Annotated in this window: 13 protein-coding genes and 1 rRNA gene; 8 read left to right on the top strand and 6 right to left on the bottom strand. The window is 71.5% G+C overall.

Annotated elements, in window-relative coordinates; genetic code table 11:
- A 5S ribosomal RNA gene (gene rrf / locus ABZ671_RS20645) occupies window positions 1-89 on the top strand; the annotation flags it as partial.
- A 93-nt stretch (window positions 90-182) separates the two neighbouring features.
- On the opposite strand, the gene ABZ671_RS20640 is transcribed toward rrf, so the two are convergent.
- Entirely contained in the window at window positions 183-860 is a 678-nt protein-coding gene (locus tag ABZ671_RS20640) for a hypothetical protein (protein WP_357860283.1), read from the bottom strand.
- Window positions 861-930: 70 nt separating this feature from the next.
- Between ABZ671_RS20640 and ABZ671_RS20635 the strand changes: the two genes are divergently transcribed.
- Genes ABZ671_RS20635 through ABZ671_RS20625 form a run of 3 tightly spaced genes read left to right on the top strand, consistent with a single transcriptional unit; the run spans window position 931 to window position 5,299 of the window.
- Complete coding sequence (locus tag ABZ671_RS20635) at window positions 931-3,549, top strand: valine--tRNA ligase (RefSeq protein WP_357860280.1); 2,619 nt, start codon at window positions 931-933, stop codon at window positions 3,547-3,549.
- The gene (locus ABZ671_RS20630) at window positions 3,546-4,880 is read left to right on the top strand and encodes a folylpolyglutamate synthase/dihydrofolate synthase family protein (protein WP_357860277.1); all 1,335 of its coding nucleotides are present in this window, start codon (window positions 3,546-3,548) and stop codon (window positions 4,878-4,880) included. The genes ABZ671_RS20635 and ABZ671_RS20630 overlap by 4 nt, the downstream gene beginning before the upstream one ends.
- Window positions 4,877-5,299: a DUF4233 domain-containing protein gene (locus ABZ671_RS20625; protein ID WP_357860274.1), complete on the top strand. Its 423-nt coding sequence runs from the start codon at window positions 4,877-4,879 to the stop codon at window positions 5,297-5,299. The genes ABZ671_RS20630 and ABZ671_RS20625 overlap by 4 nt, the downstream gene beginning before the upstream one ends.
- Before the next feature lie 82 nt (window positions 5,300-5,381).
- Here the strand turns inward: ABZ671_RS20625 and ABZ671_RS20620 are convergent, their stop codons facing one another.
- A complete protein-coding gene (locus ABZ671_RS20620; RefSeq protein WP_357860271.1) occupies window positions 5,382-6,620 on the bottom strand; it encodes a VOC family protein in 1,239 nt (412 codons plus the stop codon).
- Window positions 6,621-6,862: 242 nt separating this feature from the next.
- Here ABZ671_RS20620 and ndk point away from each other — a divergent pair, with 242 nt between their 5' ends.
- Window positions 6,863-7,288, top strand: a complete 426-nt coding sequence (gene ndk, locus ABZ671_RS20615; protein WP_357860268.1) for a nucleoside-diphosphate kinase — start codon at window positions 6,863-6,865, stop codon at window positions 7,286-7,288.
- Window positions 7,289-7,340: 52 nt separating this feature from the next.
- On the opposite strand, the gene sigJ is transcribed toward ndk, so the two are convergent.
- Window positions 7,341-8,228, bottom strand: coding sequence for an RNA polymerase sigma factor SigJ (gene sigJ / locus ABZ671_RS20610; RefSeq protein WP_357860265.1), 888 nt, complete (start codon window positions 8,226-8,228; stop codon window positions 7,341-7,343).
- Window positions 8,225-8,665, bottom strand: a complete 441-nt coding sequence (locus ABZ671_RS20605) for a carboxymuconolactone decarboxylase family protein (protein WP_357860262.1) — start codon at window positions 8,663-8,665, stop codon at window positions 8,225-8,227. Before ABZ671_RS20605 ends, sigJ begins: the two co-directional genes overlap by 4 nt.
- 386 nt (window positions 8,666-9,051) lie before the next feature.
- On the opposite strand from ABZ671_RS20605, the gene ileS reads away from it, so the two are divergent.
- On the top strand, window positions 9,052-12,198 hold the full coding sequence (gene ileS / locus ABZ671_RS20600; protein WP_357860259.1) for an isoleucine--tRNA ligase: 3,147 nt from the start codon (window positions 9,052-9,054) through the stop codon (window positions 12,196-12,198).
- A gap of 162 nt (window positions 12,199-12,360) precedes the next feature.
- On the top strand, window positions 12,361-13,050 hold the full coding sequence (locus tag ABZ671_RS20595) for a lysophospholipid acyltransferase family protein (RefSeq protein ID WP_357860256.1): 690 nt from the start codon (window positions 12,361-12,363) through the stop codon (window positions 13,048-13,050).
- Window positions 13,051-13,054: 4 nt separating this feature from the next.
- Here the strand turns inward: ABZ671_RS20595 and ABZ671_RS20590 are convergent, their stop codons facing one another.
- Together ABZ671_RS20590 and ABZ671_RS20585 are read right to left on the bottom strand one after the other, a co-directional pair.
- Complete coding sequence (locus ABZ671_RS20590) at window positions 13,055-13,273, bottom strand: hypothetical protein (protein WP_357860253.1); 219 nt, start codon at window positions 13,271-13,273, stop codon at window positions 13,055-13,057.
- Between the two features lie 76 nt (window positions 13,274-13,349).
- Window positions 13,350-14,420, bottom strand: a complete 1,071-nt coding sequence (locus ABZ671_RS20585) for a hypothetical protein (RefSeq protein ID WP_357860250.1) — start codon at window positions 14,418-14,420, stop codon at window positions 13,350-13,352.
- A gap of 147 nt (window positions 14,421-14,567) precedes the next feature.
- On the opposite strand from ABZ671_RS20585, the gene ABZ671_RS20580 reads away from it, so the two are divergent.
- Window positions 14,568-16,553 (top strand): TIGR03960 family B12-binding radical SAM protein, encoded by a 1,986-nt coding sequence (locus tag ABZ671_RS20580; protein ID WP_357860247.1) that lies wholly within the window; start codon window positions 14,568-14,570, stop codon window positions 16,551-16,553.
- Window positions 16,554-16,714 lie beyond the last annotated feature (161 nt).

Here is a 16,714-nt window from a genome sequence, read left to right as displayed (position 1 = left end):
CCGGTCACATTCCGAACCCGGAAGCTAAGCCCTCCAGCGCCGATGGTACTGCACTCGGGAGGGTGTGGGAGAGTAGGACACCGCCGGACAATCTTTCAGTCAGGGGCACCCTTCGGGGTGCCCCTGACTTGCGTTTCAATCGCGAATTTGGGCGGGCCGCCCCGGTAGGAGGCGGCATTCGGTCAGCGACTTTGGATGCCCTCGCGGAGTTGCCGGAACAGCGCGGCCGAGTCGTCCATCGAACGGCCCGGGAACATCGCCAACACCACGCTCCCGTGGTCGGCCCAGCCGCAGACCGCGAAGTCGCCGCCGTCGCCACTGGTCGTACCGCACTTCATCACGCCGCCCAGTCGGCCGGCATCCACCTTGTGCAGGCCGGTGACCTTTCCGGTTTCGTCGGTCAGCAGCCCGAAGAGGGTGTTCAAATCCCGCTCGGGCTGCCAGAGCAGGGTGGCGCCACCGAAGATCAGCACCGACCGTTTCGCGTCCACCGGGTCGCGGTAGACGGTGCCGAAGCTCCGGTCCAGTTCGATGTCGGCCGCGAAACCGTCGCGGAGGTACTCCGCGGTGCTGCGGGCCTGCTCGCTGTCGTCTCGGTTCAACCCGGCGATCGTCTTCGGCGCGTCCAGGTGGGTGTCCTTCTGCGTCAGGACCCGCCAGGCGCCGACGCCGAGCGTCCCGGCCCCGGCCAGCCCGACGACCAGCGCGGCAGCCAGCACCGTCCGTCGCCGGCGGGAGACCGGGCGGCGTTCGGGCTCCTGCCCCGGGTCACGGCGGCTCAGCTGGATCGGCTCGTCGGTGAGGTCGACCGGCTCCGGCCCGTCGTTGAACGGACGCTCGGTGAGATGCGCGTCGGACATGTTCGCCACCGTACGCGAACAGGAGGTGGCGCACGTCAGGTCTCCGGAAGCGCTCCGTAGACTTTCTCGGGTGACCGAGAGACTGGATGCCCAACGCCCCGACGCCCCGACCCTTGCTGGCCAGTACCAGCCCGGCGAGGTAGAGCAGCGACGGTACGAGCAGTGGGTAGCCGCCGGCCACTTCCGGGCGTCGGCGGAGAGTGACAAGCCCCCCTTCACGATCGTCATTCCCCCGCCGAACGTCACCGGTTCGCTGCACATGGGGCACGCCTTCGAGCACACCCTGATGGACGCGTTGAACCGGCGTAAGCGGATGCAGGGCTATGAGGCGCTCTGGCTGCCCGGCATGGACCACGCCGGCATCGCCACCCAGAACCTGGTCGAGCGGCAGCTCGCCGGCGAGGGACTGTCCCGGCACGATCTGGGCCGGGAAAAGTTCGTCGAGCGGGTCTGGCAGTGGAAGGCCGAGTCCGGCGGCGCAATCCTCGGTCAGATGCGGCGTCTCGGTGACGCGGTCGACTGGGACCGCGAGCGCTTCACCATGGACGCGGGCCTGTCCCGGGCCGTGCAGACCATGTTCAAGAAGCTCTTCGACGACGGCCTGATCTACCGGGCCAACCGGATCATCAACTGGTGCCCGCGCTGCCTCACCGCCCTGTCAGACATCGAGGTGGAGCACACCGACGACGAGGGTGAACTGGTCTCGATCCGCTACAGCGACGACGTCGTGGTGGCCACCACCCGCGCGGAGACGATGCTCGGCGACACCGCGGTCGCGGTGCACCCGGACGACGAGCGCTACCAGCACCTGATCGGCACCGAGGTGCCCGTTCCGCTCACCGACCGGCGGATCCCGATCGTCGCCGATGAGCACGTCGACCCGAGCTTCGGCACGGGCATGGTGAAGGTGACCCCGGCGCACGACCCGAACGACTTCGAGATCGGCCAGCGGCACGACCTGCCGTCGCTGACGATCATGGACGAGCGGGGAGTCATCACCGCACCGGGTCCGTTCGAGGGCCTGGACCGGTACGAGGCCCGCCCGGCCATCGTCGCCGCGCTGCGCGAGCAGGGCCGGATCGTGGCCGAGAAGCGGCCGTACGTGCACGCGGTGGGGCACTGCTCGCGGTGCAAGACCACGGTCGAGCCGCGGCTGTCGTTGCAGTGGTTCGTCAACACCACCCCGCTGGCCAAGGCCGCCGGCGACGCGGTCCGCGACGGCCGGGTGAAGATCGAGCCAGCCGAGTTGGCCAAGCGCTACTTCGCCTGGGTTGACAACATGCACGACTGGTGCATCTCCCGGCAGCTCTGGTGGGGGCACCGCATCCCGGTCTGGTACGGCCCGGATGGCGAGATCGTCTGCGTCGGCCCAGATGAGCAGCCGCCGACCGGCGAAGGCTGGCATCAGGACGAGGACGTTCTCGACACGTGGTTCTCCAGCGGCCTGTGGCCGTTCTCCACCCTCGGCTGGCCCGAGCAGACCCCCGACCTGGCGAAGTTCTACCCGACCAGCGTGTTGGTCACCGGGTACGACATCCTCTTCTTCTGGGTCGCCCGGATGATGATGTTCGGCCTGTACGCGATGGACGGCCGGCCGCCGTTCGACGTGGTCGCCCTGCACGGCATGGTCCGCGACGAGCATGGCAAGAAGATGTCGAAGTCGTTCGGGAACGTGGTCGACCCGCTGGACTGGATCGACCGGTTCGGTGCTGACGCCACCCGGTTCACCCTGGCCCGGGGCGCCAACCCCGGTCAGGACGTGCCGGTGAGTGAGGAGTGGTGCCAGGGCTCCCGCAACTTCTGCAACAAGCTCTGGAATGCCACCCGGTTCGCGCTGATGAACGGCGCGCACACCGACGGCCCGCTGCCCGAGGACACCCAGCTCTCCACGGTCGACCGGTGGATCCTGTCCCGGCTGGCGCACGTCACCGCCGCAGTGGACGAGCAGTTCGAGGCGTACGAGTTCGCCAAGGTCTGCGACCTGCTCTACCACTTCGCCTGGGACGACGTCTGCGACTGGTACGTGGAGCTGAGCAAGCCGGTGCTCGCCGAGGGCGGGCCGGCGGCGGCTGCCACCCGGCGGGTGCTCGGGCACGTGCTGGACCAGCTGCTGCGGCTGCTGCACCCGGTCATCCCGTTCGTCACCGACGAGCTGTGGACCGCGCTGACCGGCGGGGAGAGCGTGATGATCGCGGCCTGGCCGGCGGTCGACCGTACTCTCGTCAACGACGCCGCGGAGGGCGAGGTCGCCACCCTGCAGCGGGTGGTGACCGAGGTCCGGCGGTTCCGCTCGGACCAGGGGCTGCGGCCGACGCAGCGGGTGGCGGCCCGGCTCGACGGCCTCGGGCCGGCGGGCATTGGGGCGCACGAGCCGCTGATCCGGTCGCTGGCCCGCCTCGACGCGCCCGGCGACGACTTCCAGGCCAGCGCCACCCTCGCCATGCCCGGCGAGGTCAGCGTCGCGTTGGACACCCGGGGCTCGATCGACGTGGCGGCCGAGCGGGCCCGGCTCACCAAGGATCGGGCGGCCGCCGAGAAGGAGGTCGCGCAGGCGCGGGCGAAGCTGGACAACCCGGCGTTCGTCGGCAAGGCCCCGGAGCACGTGGTCGCGAAGATCCGGGAACGACTCGCGGTGGCCGATGCCGACCTGGTCCGTATCGACGCCGCTCTGGAGGCGCTGCCCTCGTGACCGACCGCACTGAATTCGCCGCGGTGGAAGCCGCGCTCAACGCGCGCGGCTTCACCCGCATGCACTTCGAGTTGGAGAAGATCGAGTCGCTGCTCGACCTGCTCGGCAGCCCGCAGCGGGCGTACCCGTCGATCCACCTGACCGGCACGAATGGCAAAACCTCCACGGCCCGGATGATCGACTCGCTGCTGCGGGCGTTCGGGCTGCACACCGGCCGCTACACCAGCCCGCACCTCGAAACCGTGCGGGAGCGGATCAGCCTGGACGGGGAGCCGGTCAGCGAGGAGCGCTTCGTCGGCACGTACCGGGAGGTGGCGCCGCTGGCCGAGCTGGTCGACCAGCGGTCCGCCGAGCCGCTGACCTACTTCGACATGACCACGGCGCTGGCGTTCGCCACGTTCGCCGACGCCCCGGTCGACATCGCGGTGGTCGAGGTAGGGCTCGGCGGGGCGGAGGACGCGACCAACGTGATCCAGGCCGGGGTCGCGGTGATCACCCCGATCGGGCTGGACCACACCGAGTGGCTCGGCGACACCATCGAGGACATCGCGCTGCACAAGGCGGGCATCATCCACTCCGGCGCCACGGTGATCGCGGCGGCGCAGGAGGAGGAGGCCGCTCGGCCGATCCTGGAGCGCTGCGCCGAGGTCGGTGCGACCATCGCCCGGGAGGGCTCCGAGTTCGGCGTGCTCCGGCGCGCGGTCGCCGTCGGCGGCCAGGTGCTCACCATCCAGGGCCTCGGCGGCGTGTACGAGGAGATCTTCATCCCGCTGCACGGCGCGCACCAGGCGCAGAACGCGGCTGTGGCGCTCGCCGCGGTCGAGGCGTTCCTCGGGGCGGGAGCGCGGCGGCAGCTCGATGTCGAGGCGGTCCGGGAGGGCTTCGCCTCGGCCACCTCGCCGGGCCGGCTGGAGAAGGTGCGTACGGCGCCGACGGTCCTGCTCGACGGCGCGCACAACCCGCACGGGATGACCGCCACGGTCACCGCGCTGCAGGAGGAGTTCGCGTTCAGCAAGCTGGTCGGCGTGCTCGCCGTGCTCGGTGACAAGGACGCGGCCAGCCTGCTGGAGTTGCTGGAGCCGGTGCTCGACTCGATCGTGGTCACCCGCAACAGCTCGCCCCGGGCGCTGCCCGCCGATGACCTGGCCGCGCTGGCCCGTGAGGTCTTCGGGCCGGAGCGGGTGCAGGTCGCTGAGGAGATGCCGGACGCCATCGAGGCGGCCGTCGCCGAGGCCGAGTCCGACGTACCCGGCGAGCTGGCCGGGGTGGGCGTGCTGATCACAGGATCGGTGGTGACCGTGGCCGACGCCCGCCGGCTGCTCAAGCGATGACCGGCTCGGCGCAGGGGGGCTCCGATGCCGGGAGCCGGCCGGACGACACCCGGACGGCGGCGGACGGGCCCCCGGAACAGCGGCGATCCGGGCTGCGCAACCCGGAGAAGGCGGTACGCGGGCTCGGCGCGGGGACGCTCGCGCTGGAGGCGCTGGTGCTGTTGCTGGCCATCCAGCCGATCCGGCTGGTCGGCGGGCACCTCGGCGGCGCCGCCATCGCCGCGATCGTCGGGCTGGCGGTCGTGTGCGTGCTGCTGGCCGGCCAGATGGGACGCCGGTGGGCCTGGCCCGCCGGGACGGTGGTGCAGGGTCTGCTGATGCTTGCCGGCCTGCTGCACTGGTCGCTGCTTGTACTGGGGGTCATCTTCGCTCTGGTGTGGGCGTACGCCCTGCACGTGCGGCGGGTCATCCTCGGCTGAGCGGTCGCCGGCGGGTGGCGCGCTGGTTAGGAGGGGCCCCTTGTTAACAGCTAGGCGTTAACAAGGGGCCCCTCCTTGCGTATTAGGCGTCGGCGAGGGCGCGCCACTGGGTGAGCGCGATGCCGTGCCCGTCCGGGTCGCGGAACGCCGCCGCCCACACCTCCAGCTTGGTGCCCCGGGTGACCACCCGGGGGGCGTACGTGAAGCGCACGCCCGCTCCGCGCAGCCGCTCGTAGGCGGCCTGGATGTCGTCGACCTCGAGATTGACGTGGACCAGCCGGCGGCTGATCGGGGCGGCCCCGGTCACCTCTCGCAACACCAGCCGTGTCGTCCCGAAGGTGAGAACGGCGTTGCCGGCGCCCCGGTCGAGCTCCGCGAAGCCGAGGTCCCGGTAGAAGTCGAGGGACCGGTCCAGGTCGGTGACGAGCAGGGTGATCCCGACTCCGCTGATCGGATGGGCCACCTCGGCCGGCTCGTCGCCGGCCGGCCCGAAGATCGCCTCGTCCAGTTCCTCCGGGGTCGGTGCCGCATTGGCGGCTGGCTCGTCCAGTGGCACGTCGACCCGGTCGAACCGCTCCTCGACGGGCGGACGCTGAGTCGGGGTGGCGGCCCGACGGGGCAGCGGGCCGCCGGTCGCCGGCTCGACGAGCTGGCCCTCGAGCACCATTGGGCCGCCGGGGCGCTGGTGCACCACCACCGGCTCCCGGTCGTCGGGCAGCACCGTGACGTCGTCGAGGAGCGGGTCCGACACGGGCGGGAAGTCGTCGCGGAAGTCGTCCTCCGGGGTGCGGTCCGCCCACGGCGGTGCGTCTTGCGCGATCAGCACCTCCTCGGTCGGTTCGGCGTCGGCGTACTCGGGCGGCAGGTCGGCGAGCGCGGCGGCCATCTCGGCCTGGGTGGGCACCTCGTCCCAGAGGACGCGGACGTGCCGGTGGTCGTTGAGGGCGACCCGGACGGGCAGCGGCTGACCGAGCGACGGCCACTTGGCGACCGGAACCCGCGGCTCGATGATCTTCTTGGAGCGGGGCGGCAACCCGGGCGCGTCGATCACGAGCTGGAGTTCGCACCGGCCGAAGGCGTACTGGGTGGGCGGCTCGGAGACGCTGTGCACGTGACCGAGCCCGACGACCCAGGCGCGTCCGCCGCCGCCGCGCACGGTGGCCAGGGCGATCGCCAGCACCAGCAGCGCGACGCCGAGGGCCACGATCGCCCAGCTCGTCATGCCCAGCCCGAACAGCGCGATGAACGTCGCCACGGTGCCCAGCACCGTGGCGATCAGCTTGCGCATCGGCGCGATGGGTTGGTTGCCGCCATTCGCCACTGTGGACCTCCGAGAATCTGGGGCTCGTTTCGCAGAGCTGGCCCGGCGAGCGGGGTAGAGCCTTGGAAAAGAGGCCGCTAGGGCCAGGCTAAGCCTCATCGGCGACCGACGGAAGGAGCACCGCCGCGCCGGGCTGTGGCGGCCGCTGCGCCTCGGGTGGCCCTCCGCTGAGCGTTCGTGGACACCACACTAGGCTGGCGGTACCGAGTCCGACCCGCTTGCGCGTACAGGAGGAACCCCGCGTGTCCAGCAGCAGCCCGGATGAGCGCACGCTCGTACTGATCAAGCCTGACGCGGTCCGCCGCGGTCTGGTGGGTGAGATCCTCACCCGGTTCGAGCGCAAGGGCCTGCGGATCGACGCGCTGATGTCCCGCACCATGGACGGCGACTTCGCCGACCAGCACTACGCCGAGCACGTGGACAAGCCGTTCTACCCGCCGTTGAAGGCCTTCATGACCGGCGGCCCGCTGGTGGCCCTGGTGCTCTCCGGCGACCAGGTGATCGACGTGGTCCGCGGGATGATCGGCAGCACCGACGGCCGCGCGGCCGCCGCCGGCACCATCCGGGGCGACCTCTCCCTCTCGAACCGGGAGAACCTGGTGCACGCCTCCGACTCGGTCGACAGCGCCAAGCGGGAGATCGCCCTCTGGTTCCCTGAGCTGGGCTGACCTCCTCGCCGACGGCCCCGGTCCGCATGGCGGGTCCGGGGCTGTCGCGTGTTCAGCCGGGCACGTGGGTCAGCTTGTCGGGATTGTTGACCAGGTAGAGGCCGGTGATCCGGCCGTCGGCCGCGGCAACGCTGAGGGTGTAGCGGGCGCCGGCCGGCCAGCACAGCAGCAGCGCCGGCGCGGCGTTCAGCTCGACCGGCGTCGCCCGCACCGCAGGCCGGTGGGGGCCGTAGATGCCGGCGAAGAAGCGGGCGATCCGGTCCGCGCCGTGGACCGGGTTGCGGGCCGCGCGTACCCGACCGCCGCCGTCGGACCAGGCGGTGGCATCGGCCGCGACCAGGTCGGTCAGCCGGGCCAGGTCGCCGTCGCGGGCCGCAGCCAGAAAGGCGTCGAGCAGCTGTCGCTGCTCGACCGGGCCCGCGGTGAAGCGCCGCCGGTCGGCGGCGAGTCGGGCCGCCGCGCGGTGGTGCAGCTGCCGGCAGTCCGCCGCCGACCGGTCCAGCAGGCCGCCGATCTCGGCGTACGGCAGGGCGAACGCGGTGTGCAGCACGTACACCGCGCGCTCGGGCGGGGTGAGCCGCTCCAGCAGGTGCAGCAGCGCGCTGGAAAGCGTCTCGCGTAGCTCGATCGTGTCCAGCGGCCCCAACGGGGTGCCCGTCCCGGTGGGCACCGGCTCGGGTAGCCACGGCCCGACGTACGTCTCCCGGGCGGCCTGCCGGGCGCGCAGCCGGTCCAGCGCCAGCCGGGTCACCACGCGCGACAGGTAGCGGCGGGGCTCGACGATCGACTCCCGGTCGACGTCCAGCCAGCGCAGGTACGCCTCCTGCAGCACGTCCTCGGCGTCGTGCAGGCTCCCCAGCAGCCGGTACGCAAGCCCGAGCAGCATCGGCCGGTGCGCGGTGAGCGCACCGGCCGCCTGTGCCGCCTCGACGGTGGTCACACCTCGAGCGGCGGCTGGGTCCGGGTGCTGATCACGAGCCGGTTCCACACGTTGATTGTGGCGATCGCGACGAGCAGGTCGGCCAGCTCCTTCTCCGGCCAGACCTTCGCCACGGCGTCCCACACCTCGTCCGGCACGCCGTGTTCGCCGAGCCGGGTGACCGCGTCGGTCAGCGCCAGCGCGGTCCGCTCCCGCTCGTCGAAGAAGGGTGCTTCTCGCCACGCGGCGACGGCGAACAGTCGCCGGCTGGACTCGCCGGCCGCGAGCGCGTCCCGGCTGTGCATGTCGACGCAGAACGCGCAGCCGTTCAACATCGACGCCCGCAGCTTCACCAGCTCCAGCACGGTGTGGTCGAGGTTCTGCCGGACGTACGTCTCCAGCCCGAGCACCGCCCGGTACGCCTCGGGCGCCACCGCCGCCAATTCCATCCGCCTCATCGCCGCCTCCTCGTCTCGACCTACCCCCACGACGCCCGCCCACCCCCAAACGTGACACCCCCCGCTGTGACCGTCGTCATGACCGACAGGGGGTGGGGTGGTTAGTCGGAGGCGGTGGGTCGGGGGCGTCGCGTATCCTTGGCGACCGTAAGGCGACGACCCGGCCATCACCGGCGAGCCTCCGGAAGAACAGCCGGGTCACCGGCCCAGTAGAACCGGACGGGACCGGCCCGTCACAGCCGGCCAACGAGCGGGCGGTCGCACCTTGACCGCCAAGCGGGGTGGTACCGCGGGCCTTGCCCCGGGCACGCCGGACGGCGTACCGGAAAAGGGTTCGTCCTCGCAGACCCACACGACGCGTGAGCTGCTGAGGAGAGCGACCCCCGATGGTCTATCCGTTGCACGACCCGACCGCCGCCGGCGTCCCGGCGAGCCCGGACCTGCCCGCGGTCGAGCGCCGGGTCCTGGAGCACTGGACGGCCGACAAGACCTTCGAGGCGTCCGTCGAGGCCCGCCCCGCCGGGGAGGACGGGAAGAACGAGTACGTCTTCTACGACGGCCCGCCGTTCGCCAACGGTCTGCCGCACTACGGCCACCTCTTCACCGGCTACGTCAAGGACGTGGTGCCGCGCTACCAGACCATGCGCGGCCGCCGGGTGGAGCGGCGCTTCGGCTGGGACTGCCACGGCCTGCCGGCCGAGGTGGTGGCCGAGAAGCAGCTCGGCATCACCACCAAGGCGGAGATCCTCGACCTGGGCGTGGCCCGGTTCAACGAGGCGTGCCGCACCTCGGTGCTGGAGTTCACCCAGGACTGGGAGCGGTACGTCACCCGGCAGGCCCGCTGGGTCGACTTCGCCAACGACTACAAGACGCTCGACCTGGACTACATGGAAAGCGTCATGTGGGCCTTCAAGACCCTGCACGACAAGGGTCTGGTCTACGAGGGCTTCCGGGTGCTGGCGTACTGCTGGCGGTGCGAGACGCCGCTGTCGAACACCGAGACCCGGATGGACGACGTCTACCGGGACCGGCACGACCCCACCCTGTCGGTCTGGTTCGGCCTGACCCCGGACGAGAACGCGCCGGAGCTGGTGCGGGGGCCGGTCAGGCTGGGCGTCTGGACCACCACGCCGTGGACCCTGCCGTCGAACCTGGCGCTCGCCGTCGGCCCCGACATCGAGTACGCGGTGCTGGAGCGCGACGGGGTCCGCTACGTGGTGGGCGCCGCGCGGCTGGCCGCGTACGCCAAGGAGCTGGAGGGATACGAGCAGGTCGGCACGGTGCGCGGCGCGGACCTGGTCGGGCGCCGTTACACCCCGCTCTACGACTTCCTGGTCGAGCAGGCCGGCGAGAACGCGTACCAGGTGCTCGGCGCGGAGTTCGTCACCACCGAGGACGGCACCGGGATCGTCCACCTGGCCCCGGCCTTCGGCGAGGACGACCAGAACGTCTGCAACGCGGCCGGCATCCCGACCATCGTCACCGTGGACGACCACACCCGGTTCACCGCCCTGGTCCCGCCGTACGAGGGCGAGCAGGTCTTCGACGTCAACAAGTCGGTGATCCGGGAGCTGAAGGAGCGGGGGGTGGTGCTCCGGCAGGACACCTACACCCACTCGTACCCGCACTGCTGGCGGTGCGACACGCCGCTGGTCTACAAGGCGGTGTCGTCCTGGTTCGTGGCGGTGACGCAGTTCAAGGACCGGATGGTCGAGCTGAACCAGCAGATCAACTGGACCCCGGGGCACATCAAGGACGGCTCGTTCGGCAAGTGGCTGGCCAACGCCCGGGACTGGTCGATCAGCCGGAACCGGTTCTGGGGCTCGCCGATCCCGGTGTGGAAGTCCGACGACCCGAACTACCCGCGGGTGGACGTGTACGGCTCGCTCGCCGACATCGAGCGGGACTTCGGCGTACGCCTGAGCGACCTGCATCGGCCGGCGGTGGACGACCTGGTCCGCCCCAACCCGGACGACCCGACGGGGCGCTCGATGATGCGCCGGGTGCCGGAGGTGCTGGACTGCTGGTTCGAGTCCGGCTCGATGCCGTTCGCCCAGGTGCACTACCCGTTCGAGAACCGCGAGTGGTTCGAGCACCACTACCCGGGCGACTTCATCGTCGAGTACATGCCGCAGACCCGCGGCTGGTTCTACACCATGCACGTGCTGGCCACCGCGCTGTTCGACCGGCCGGCGTTCCGCAACTGCGTCAGCCACGGCATCCTGCTCGGCTCGGACGGGCGCAAGATGTCCAAGAGCCTGCGCAACTACCCCGACGTCTACCACGTCTTCGACGCGTACGGCTCGGACGCGATGCGCTGGATGCTGATGTCCTCCCCGGTGGTGCGTGGTGGCGATGCCCTCGTCACCGAGGCCGCCATCCGGGACGCGGTGCGCCAGGTGCTGCTGCCGCTGTGGAACGTCTGGTACTTCTTCTCGCTCTACGCCAACGCCGACGGTTACACCGCGAAGCGGCGGGTGGATTCCACCCACCTGCTCGACCGGTACGTGCTGGCGAAGACGAACGAGCTGGTCGCCACGGTGCAGGGCCAGATGGAGGCGTACGACATCTCCGGCGCCTGCGCCACCGTCCGGTCCTACCTGGACGCGCTGACCAACTGGTACGTGCGCCGTTCCCGGGACCGGTTCTGGTCCGGCGACGCCGACGCGTTCGACACCCTGTCGACGGTGCTGGAGACGCTCTGCCGGGTGGTGGCGCCGTTGGCGCCGCTGACCGCGGAGGAGATCTGGCGTGGTCTCACCGGTGAGCGGTCGGTGCACCTGACCGACTGGCCTTCGGCGGACGAGTTCCCGGCCGACCACGACCTGGTGACCGCGATGGACGCCACCCGGGCGGTCGCGTCGGCGGCGCTGTCGCTGCGCAAGGCCAAGGGGTTGCGGGTCCGGCTGCCGCTGTCGAAGCTGACCGTGGCCTCGCCCCGGGCGGACCAGCTGCGGCCCTTCGCCGACCTGGTCGCCGACGAGGTCAACGTGAAGGCGGTGGAGTACACCGACGAGGTGTCCGCGTACTGCCAGCAGGTGCTGACGGTGGTGCCGCGGGCGCTCGGCCCCCGCGTCGGCAAGGCGGTCCAGCAGGTCATCAAGGCGGTCAAGGCGGGGGAGTGGGAGCTGCACGACGGCGCCCCGGTCGCCGCCGGCGTCACCCTGGCCGAGGGCGAGTACGAGCTGCGCCTGGTCGCCGCCGACGCCGAGAACTCCGCGCCGCTGCCCGGCGGCGAGGGCGTGGTCGTGCTGGACACCCGGGTCACCCCGGAGCTGGCCGCCGAGGGGCTGGCCCGGGACGTGGTCCGGGTGGTGCAGCAGGCCCGCCGGGACGCCGACCTGGACGTCTCGGACCGGATCGTGGTGTCGGTCTCGGCCTCGGAGGAGGTGCGGGCGGCGGTCGCCGCGCACCTGGACTTCGTGGCCCGGGAGGTGCTCGCGCAGAGCGTCGACTTCGCCGAGGGCGTCGAGGGCTTCGACGGCGAGGTCGGCGACGGAGAGCGCGTGACAGTCGCCGTCCGCCGGGTATGAGGTGTGTAAGGAGGGGCCCCCGCTTAACGTATCTGGTATAGGAGGGGCCCCTCCTTAACCACCCGTGGCTCACCGCGCGGGCGGCCTGGCCACCCGCTCGGGCCGGCGCCACGGCGTCGGCTAACGTGACAGCGCCCGCACCAGACGAACGCCGGAGGACCCGTGCCGCTGATCTACACCATCGGCAAGCTCACCGTGGGGCCCGCGGTCCGGCTGGCCTTCCGTCCGACCGTGGAGGGATTGGAGCACATCCCGGCGACCGGCGGGGCGATCTTCGCGGGCAACCATCTCTCCGTCGCCGACGAACTGCTCCTGGGCACGGTGGTGCCCCGGCACCTGGCCTTCTGGGCGAAGTCGGATTACTTCAAGGGCACGGGCGTGAAGGGCGCGTTCTCCAAGTTCGTGCTTACCGGGCTGGGCGCCATCCCGGTGGAGCGGGGCGGCGGCCGGGCGGCGCTGTCCGCGTTCGACGCCGCCATTCCGGTGCTCAAGGCCGGTGACCTGGTCGCCGTCTATCCGGAGGGGACTCGCTCCCCGGACGGGCGGCTCTACCGCGGCCGCACCGGCGCCGCTCGGCTGGCGGTGGCGGCCGGCGTGCCGATCATCCCGGTCGGTGTGACCGGCACCGACAAGGCGCAGCCCATCGGGGCGCGGGTGCCCCGGCCCGGGCGGGCCAAGATCGGCATCCGGTTCGGCAAGCCGCTGGATTTCACCGGCCGGCCTGATGATCGGACCTCGCTGCGCGAGATGACCGACGAGCTGATGAGCGAGATCCAGAAGCTCACCGGCCAGGAGTACGTCCCGCGCTACGCCCCCAAGCGCACCGAGCCCCCCGCCGATCCGGCCGCCTGAGCCGTCACGGCGGGTCGCTGCCGCGCCGCTTCTCCTGGTCGACCACCGCGTCCAGGTCGTTGAGGCGTTCCATCTGCTTCATGGTCCGGGCCATCCGGGCGTTGGCCGGGATGCGAGGGCGGTTGGTGGACAGGAACGCCCAGTAGCCGGCGGTGAACGGGCAGGCCTTGTCACCGAGCCGCTTGCGCGGGTCGTACCGGCAGCCGCCGCAGTAGTCGCTCATCCGGCCAACGCCGCGACATGTCCTGATTCTCACTCTTGTGCCCGATGCGTGGGGGGCGAAGCGAGAACGATTACCGTCAGGACTGCCGCACGGTGACCACCTGCTGGCGCAGCTGGTCAAGGAGGTGACCACTGTCGTTCACGTCGAGCCAGGTGAAGAGGCCGGTGACCAGGCTGCCGTGGTCGACCGAGGTGCACAGCACCACCGCGTCGCCGTCCGCCCGGCCGACCGCGCAGCGCTCGTACCGGCCCCGGACACCGGTCTCCACGGTTTCGGCGGGGCCCAACGCGTAGCGGTCCCGGCCGCGGACGATCTCGGCGTCGGCGTCCGCCTGCGGGGTCAGCCGCAGCCCGGTGCCACCGAAGAGGGTCACCCGCTTGCCCTCGCCCGTGGTGTAGATCCCCGCGAAGGTGTCGTCGGCGCGCGGGTACGCCTGACGGACCTCGTTCCTCAGCTGCTCGGCGGCGGACTGGCTGCGCTCGTCCTGCCGAAGCCGCAGCCCGGCGAACTGGTCGGGCAGGGCCGCGCTGGCCGGGTACTGGGCGCGCAGCGGCTGCGCCCACCAGAGCGGCACGCCGCAGCAGCAGGCCACGATGAGCACCATCATCCAGGGCCAGCGACGCCGGCGGCGGGCCGGCACGGCCGCGTACCCCTGGGGTGGCCGCCACCCGGGCGGCGTGGGGGCCGTCGGTGTGGTCCGGCGGCGCTGCTCCGGTGGCCTGCCCGGCGTGGGCGGGACCGGCGTGGCGGCGGCCGACGGGGGCGGGTAGGGCAGGGTGTGCGCGGGCGCCGGGTAGGGCGGCGTCGGCGGCAGCGCCGGGAAGTCGGCGGAGCGCAGGTCCCAGCCGGCGGTGTCCACGCCCTCCCACGGGTCGACCGGGACCATGTGCTCCGGCGACTCCTCCAACGGCGGCGGGGTGGGCTCGGCCGACTCGCCCCACGAGCGCTTGCGCGGCGGCGGTGGCGGGACCGGCGCGGATCCGCTCCACCGGGACGCGACCGGCTCGGATGCCGCGTCCGGAGGCCCTGCCGATCCCGCCGGTGGCGGTACGGGGGAACGGGCCGACCCGTCGGTGCCCGGCTCCGGGCCCGCGCCCAAGGTGCTCCCGTCGGCCGGCCGGTCGGTGCCCGGCTGCGGCTCCGGCATCGCGGCACTCTCCTCTCGCGCCCGATGTGAGGTTAGTACCGGTGTGCCATCGGGGGCGAATCCGCCCGGTGGCGTGACGAGCCCCCGGACAGCCATCGAGTGTGTGCGCCGTGGGGGACGGCGTGGCACCGCGTACCCTTGGGCATCATGAGTGCCCCGTCGACGACGCCGCGCCCCGTCGCGGCCAATTCCGTGTGGCCCCGGCTGGAGCCGCTGCTGCCTCAGGTGACCAAGCCCATCCAGTACGTCGGTGGCGAGCTGGGCGCGGTGGTCAAGGACTGGGACGCCGTGACCGTCCGGTGGGCGCTGATGTACCCCGACGCGTACGAGGTGGGCCTGCCCAACCAGGGCGTGCAGATCCTCTACGAGGTGCTCAACGAGCTGCCCGACGTCCTCGCCGAGCGGACGTACGCGGTCTGGCCGGATCTGGAGAAGCTGATGCGCGCCCACGGCGTGCCGCAGTTCACCGTCGACGCGCACCGCTCGGTGCGCGACTTCGACGTGTTCGGCGTCTCCTTCTCCACCGAGCTGGGCTACACCAACCTGCTCACCGCGATCGACCTGGCCGGCATCCCCCTGCTCGCCGCCGACCGTACCGACGCCGACCCGGTGATCGTGGCCGGCGGGCACGCCGCGTTCAACCCGGAGCCGATCGCCGACTTCGTCGACGCCGTGGTGCTCGGCGACGGCGAGGAGGCGGTGCTGGAAATCACCGGCATCGTCCGGGAGTGGAAGGCCGAGGGCGGCCCGGGCGGGCGGGACGAGCTGCTGCTGCGGCTGGCCCGCACCGAGAGCGTCTACGTGCCGCGCTTCTACGACGTGGACTACCTGCCCGACGGCCGGATCCAGCGGGTGGTGCCGAACCGGCCCGACGTGCCGTTCCGGGTGCACAAGCGCACGACGATGGACCTGGACGCCTGGCCGTACCCGAAGAAGCCGCTGGTCCCGCTCGCCGAGACGGTGCACGAGCGGTACGCGGTGGAGATCTTCCGGGGCTGCACCCGCGGCTGCCGGTTCTGCCAGGCCGGCATGATCACCCGTCCGGTGCGGGAGCGTTCGATCACCACGGTCGGCCAGATGGTGCAGCAGGGGCTGGAGTTCTCCGGCTTCCACGAGGTGGGCCTGCTGTCGCTGTCGTCGGCCGACCACTCCGAGATCGGCGACATGTGCTCCGGCCTGGCCGAGCAGTACGCGGGCACGAACGTCTCGCTCTCGCTGCCGTCGACCCGGGTGGACGCGTTCAACATCGACCTGGCTCAGGAACTGTCCCGCAACGGTCGGCGTACCGGTCTGACCTTCGCCCCCGAGGGCGGATCGGAGCGGATCCGCAAGGTCATCAACAAGATGGTGTCGAAGGAAGACCTCATCCGGACCGTGGTCACCGCGTACACCAACGGCTGGCGGCAGGTGAAGCTCTACTTCATGTGCGGCCTGCCCACCGAGACCGACGAGGACGTCCTCGAGATCGCGGACATGGCCCACGAGGTGATCAAGGCAGGCCGGGCCGCGACCGGATCCAAGGACATCCGGTGCACCGTCTCCATCGGCGGGTTCGTGCCGAAGCCGCACACCCCGTTCCAGTGGGCCTCGATGGCGCGGCCGGAGGTCATCGACGGCCGGCTCAAGCTGCTCAAGCAGGCGATCAACGCGGACCGTTCGCTGGGTCGGGCGATCGGCTTCCGCTACCACGACGGCGAGCCGTCGCTGATCGAGGGCCTGCTGTCCCGGGGCGACCGGCGGGTCGGCGCGGTCATCCGCAAGGTCTGGGAGAACGGTGGCCGGTTCGACGGTTGGAGCGAGCACTTCTCGTACCAGCGCTGGGTGGAGGCCGCCGCCGAGGTGCTGCCGGCCTTCGGGGTGGATCTCGACTGGTACACCACCCGGGAGCGCGACGAGCTGGAGGTCCTGCCCTGGGACCACCTCGACTCGGGGCTGGACAAGGACTGGCTCTGGCAGGACTGGCAGGACGCCCTGTCCGAGTACGAGCAGGACGACTGTCGCTGGACGCCGTGCTTCGACTGCGGGGTCTGTCCGGCGATGGACACTGAGATCCAGATCGGCCCCACCGGCCGGAAGTTGCTGCCGCTGACCCCGGTCAACGGCCTGAAGCTGCCCGCCGGCACCCAGCAGTAGGACGGTTCTGCCCGGCCCGGTTGGTCGGTTTCGGCCGACTTGCCGGGCCTTTCCGGCCGCCCCGGCTGCCGGTGGTTCCGCACCCTGCGCCAGGATGAGACGAAACACGCAGGTACACCCGAGGAGCTCACGATCGCCAGAAAGCCTCAACCCGAGGGCGG

This window comes from Micromonospora sp. NPDC006766, from assembly GCF_040636055.1.
Taxonomy (GTDB): domain Bacteria; phylum Actinomycetota; class Actinomycetes; order Mycobacteriales; family Micromonosporaceae; genus Micromonospora.
The sequence above is the reverse complement of the archived record's forward strand: the minus strand, read 5'-3'. Positions and strand labels throughout refer to the sequence as shown.

Bases quoted from the DNA above. Each gene is read 5' to 3' on its own strand.
- ABZ671_RS20580 (WP_357860247.1), top strand. From the start codon at position 14,568: ATGAGTGCCCCGTCGACGACGCCGCGCCCCGTCGCGGCCAATTCCGTG.
- ABZ671_RS20625 (WP_357860274.1), top strand. From the start codon at position 4,877: ATGACCGGCTCGGCGCAGGGGGGCTCCGATGCCGGGAGCCGGCCGGAC.
- ABZ671_RS20590 (WP_357860253.1), bottom strand. From the start codon at position 13,273: ATGAGCGACTACTGCGGCGGCTGCCGGTACGACCCGCGCAAGCGGCTC.
- ABZ671_RS20605 (WP_357860262.1), bottom strand. From the start codon at position 8,665: ATGAGGCGGATGGAATTGGCGGCGGTGGCGCCCGAGGCGTACCGGGCG.
- ABZ671_RS20585 (WP_357860250.1), bottom strand. From the start codon at position 14,420: ATGCCGGAGCCGCAGCCGGGCACCGACCGGCCGGCCGACGGGAGCACC.
- ileS (WP_357860259.1), top strand. From the start codon at position 9,052: ATGGTCTATCCGTTGCACGACCCGACCGCCGCCGGCGTCCCGGCGAGC.
- ABZ671_RS20640 (WP_357860283.1), bottom strand. From the start codon at position 860: ATGTCCGACGCGCATCTCACCGAGCGTCCGTTCAACGACGGGCCGGAG.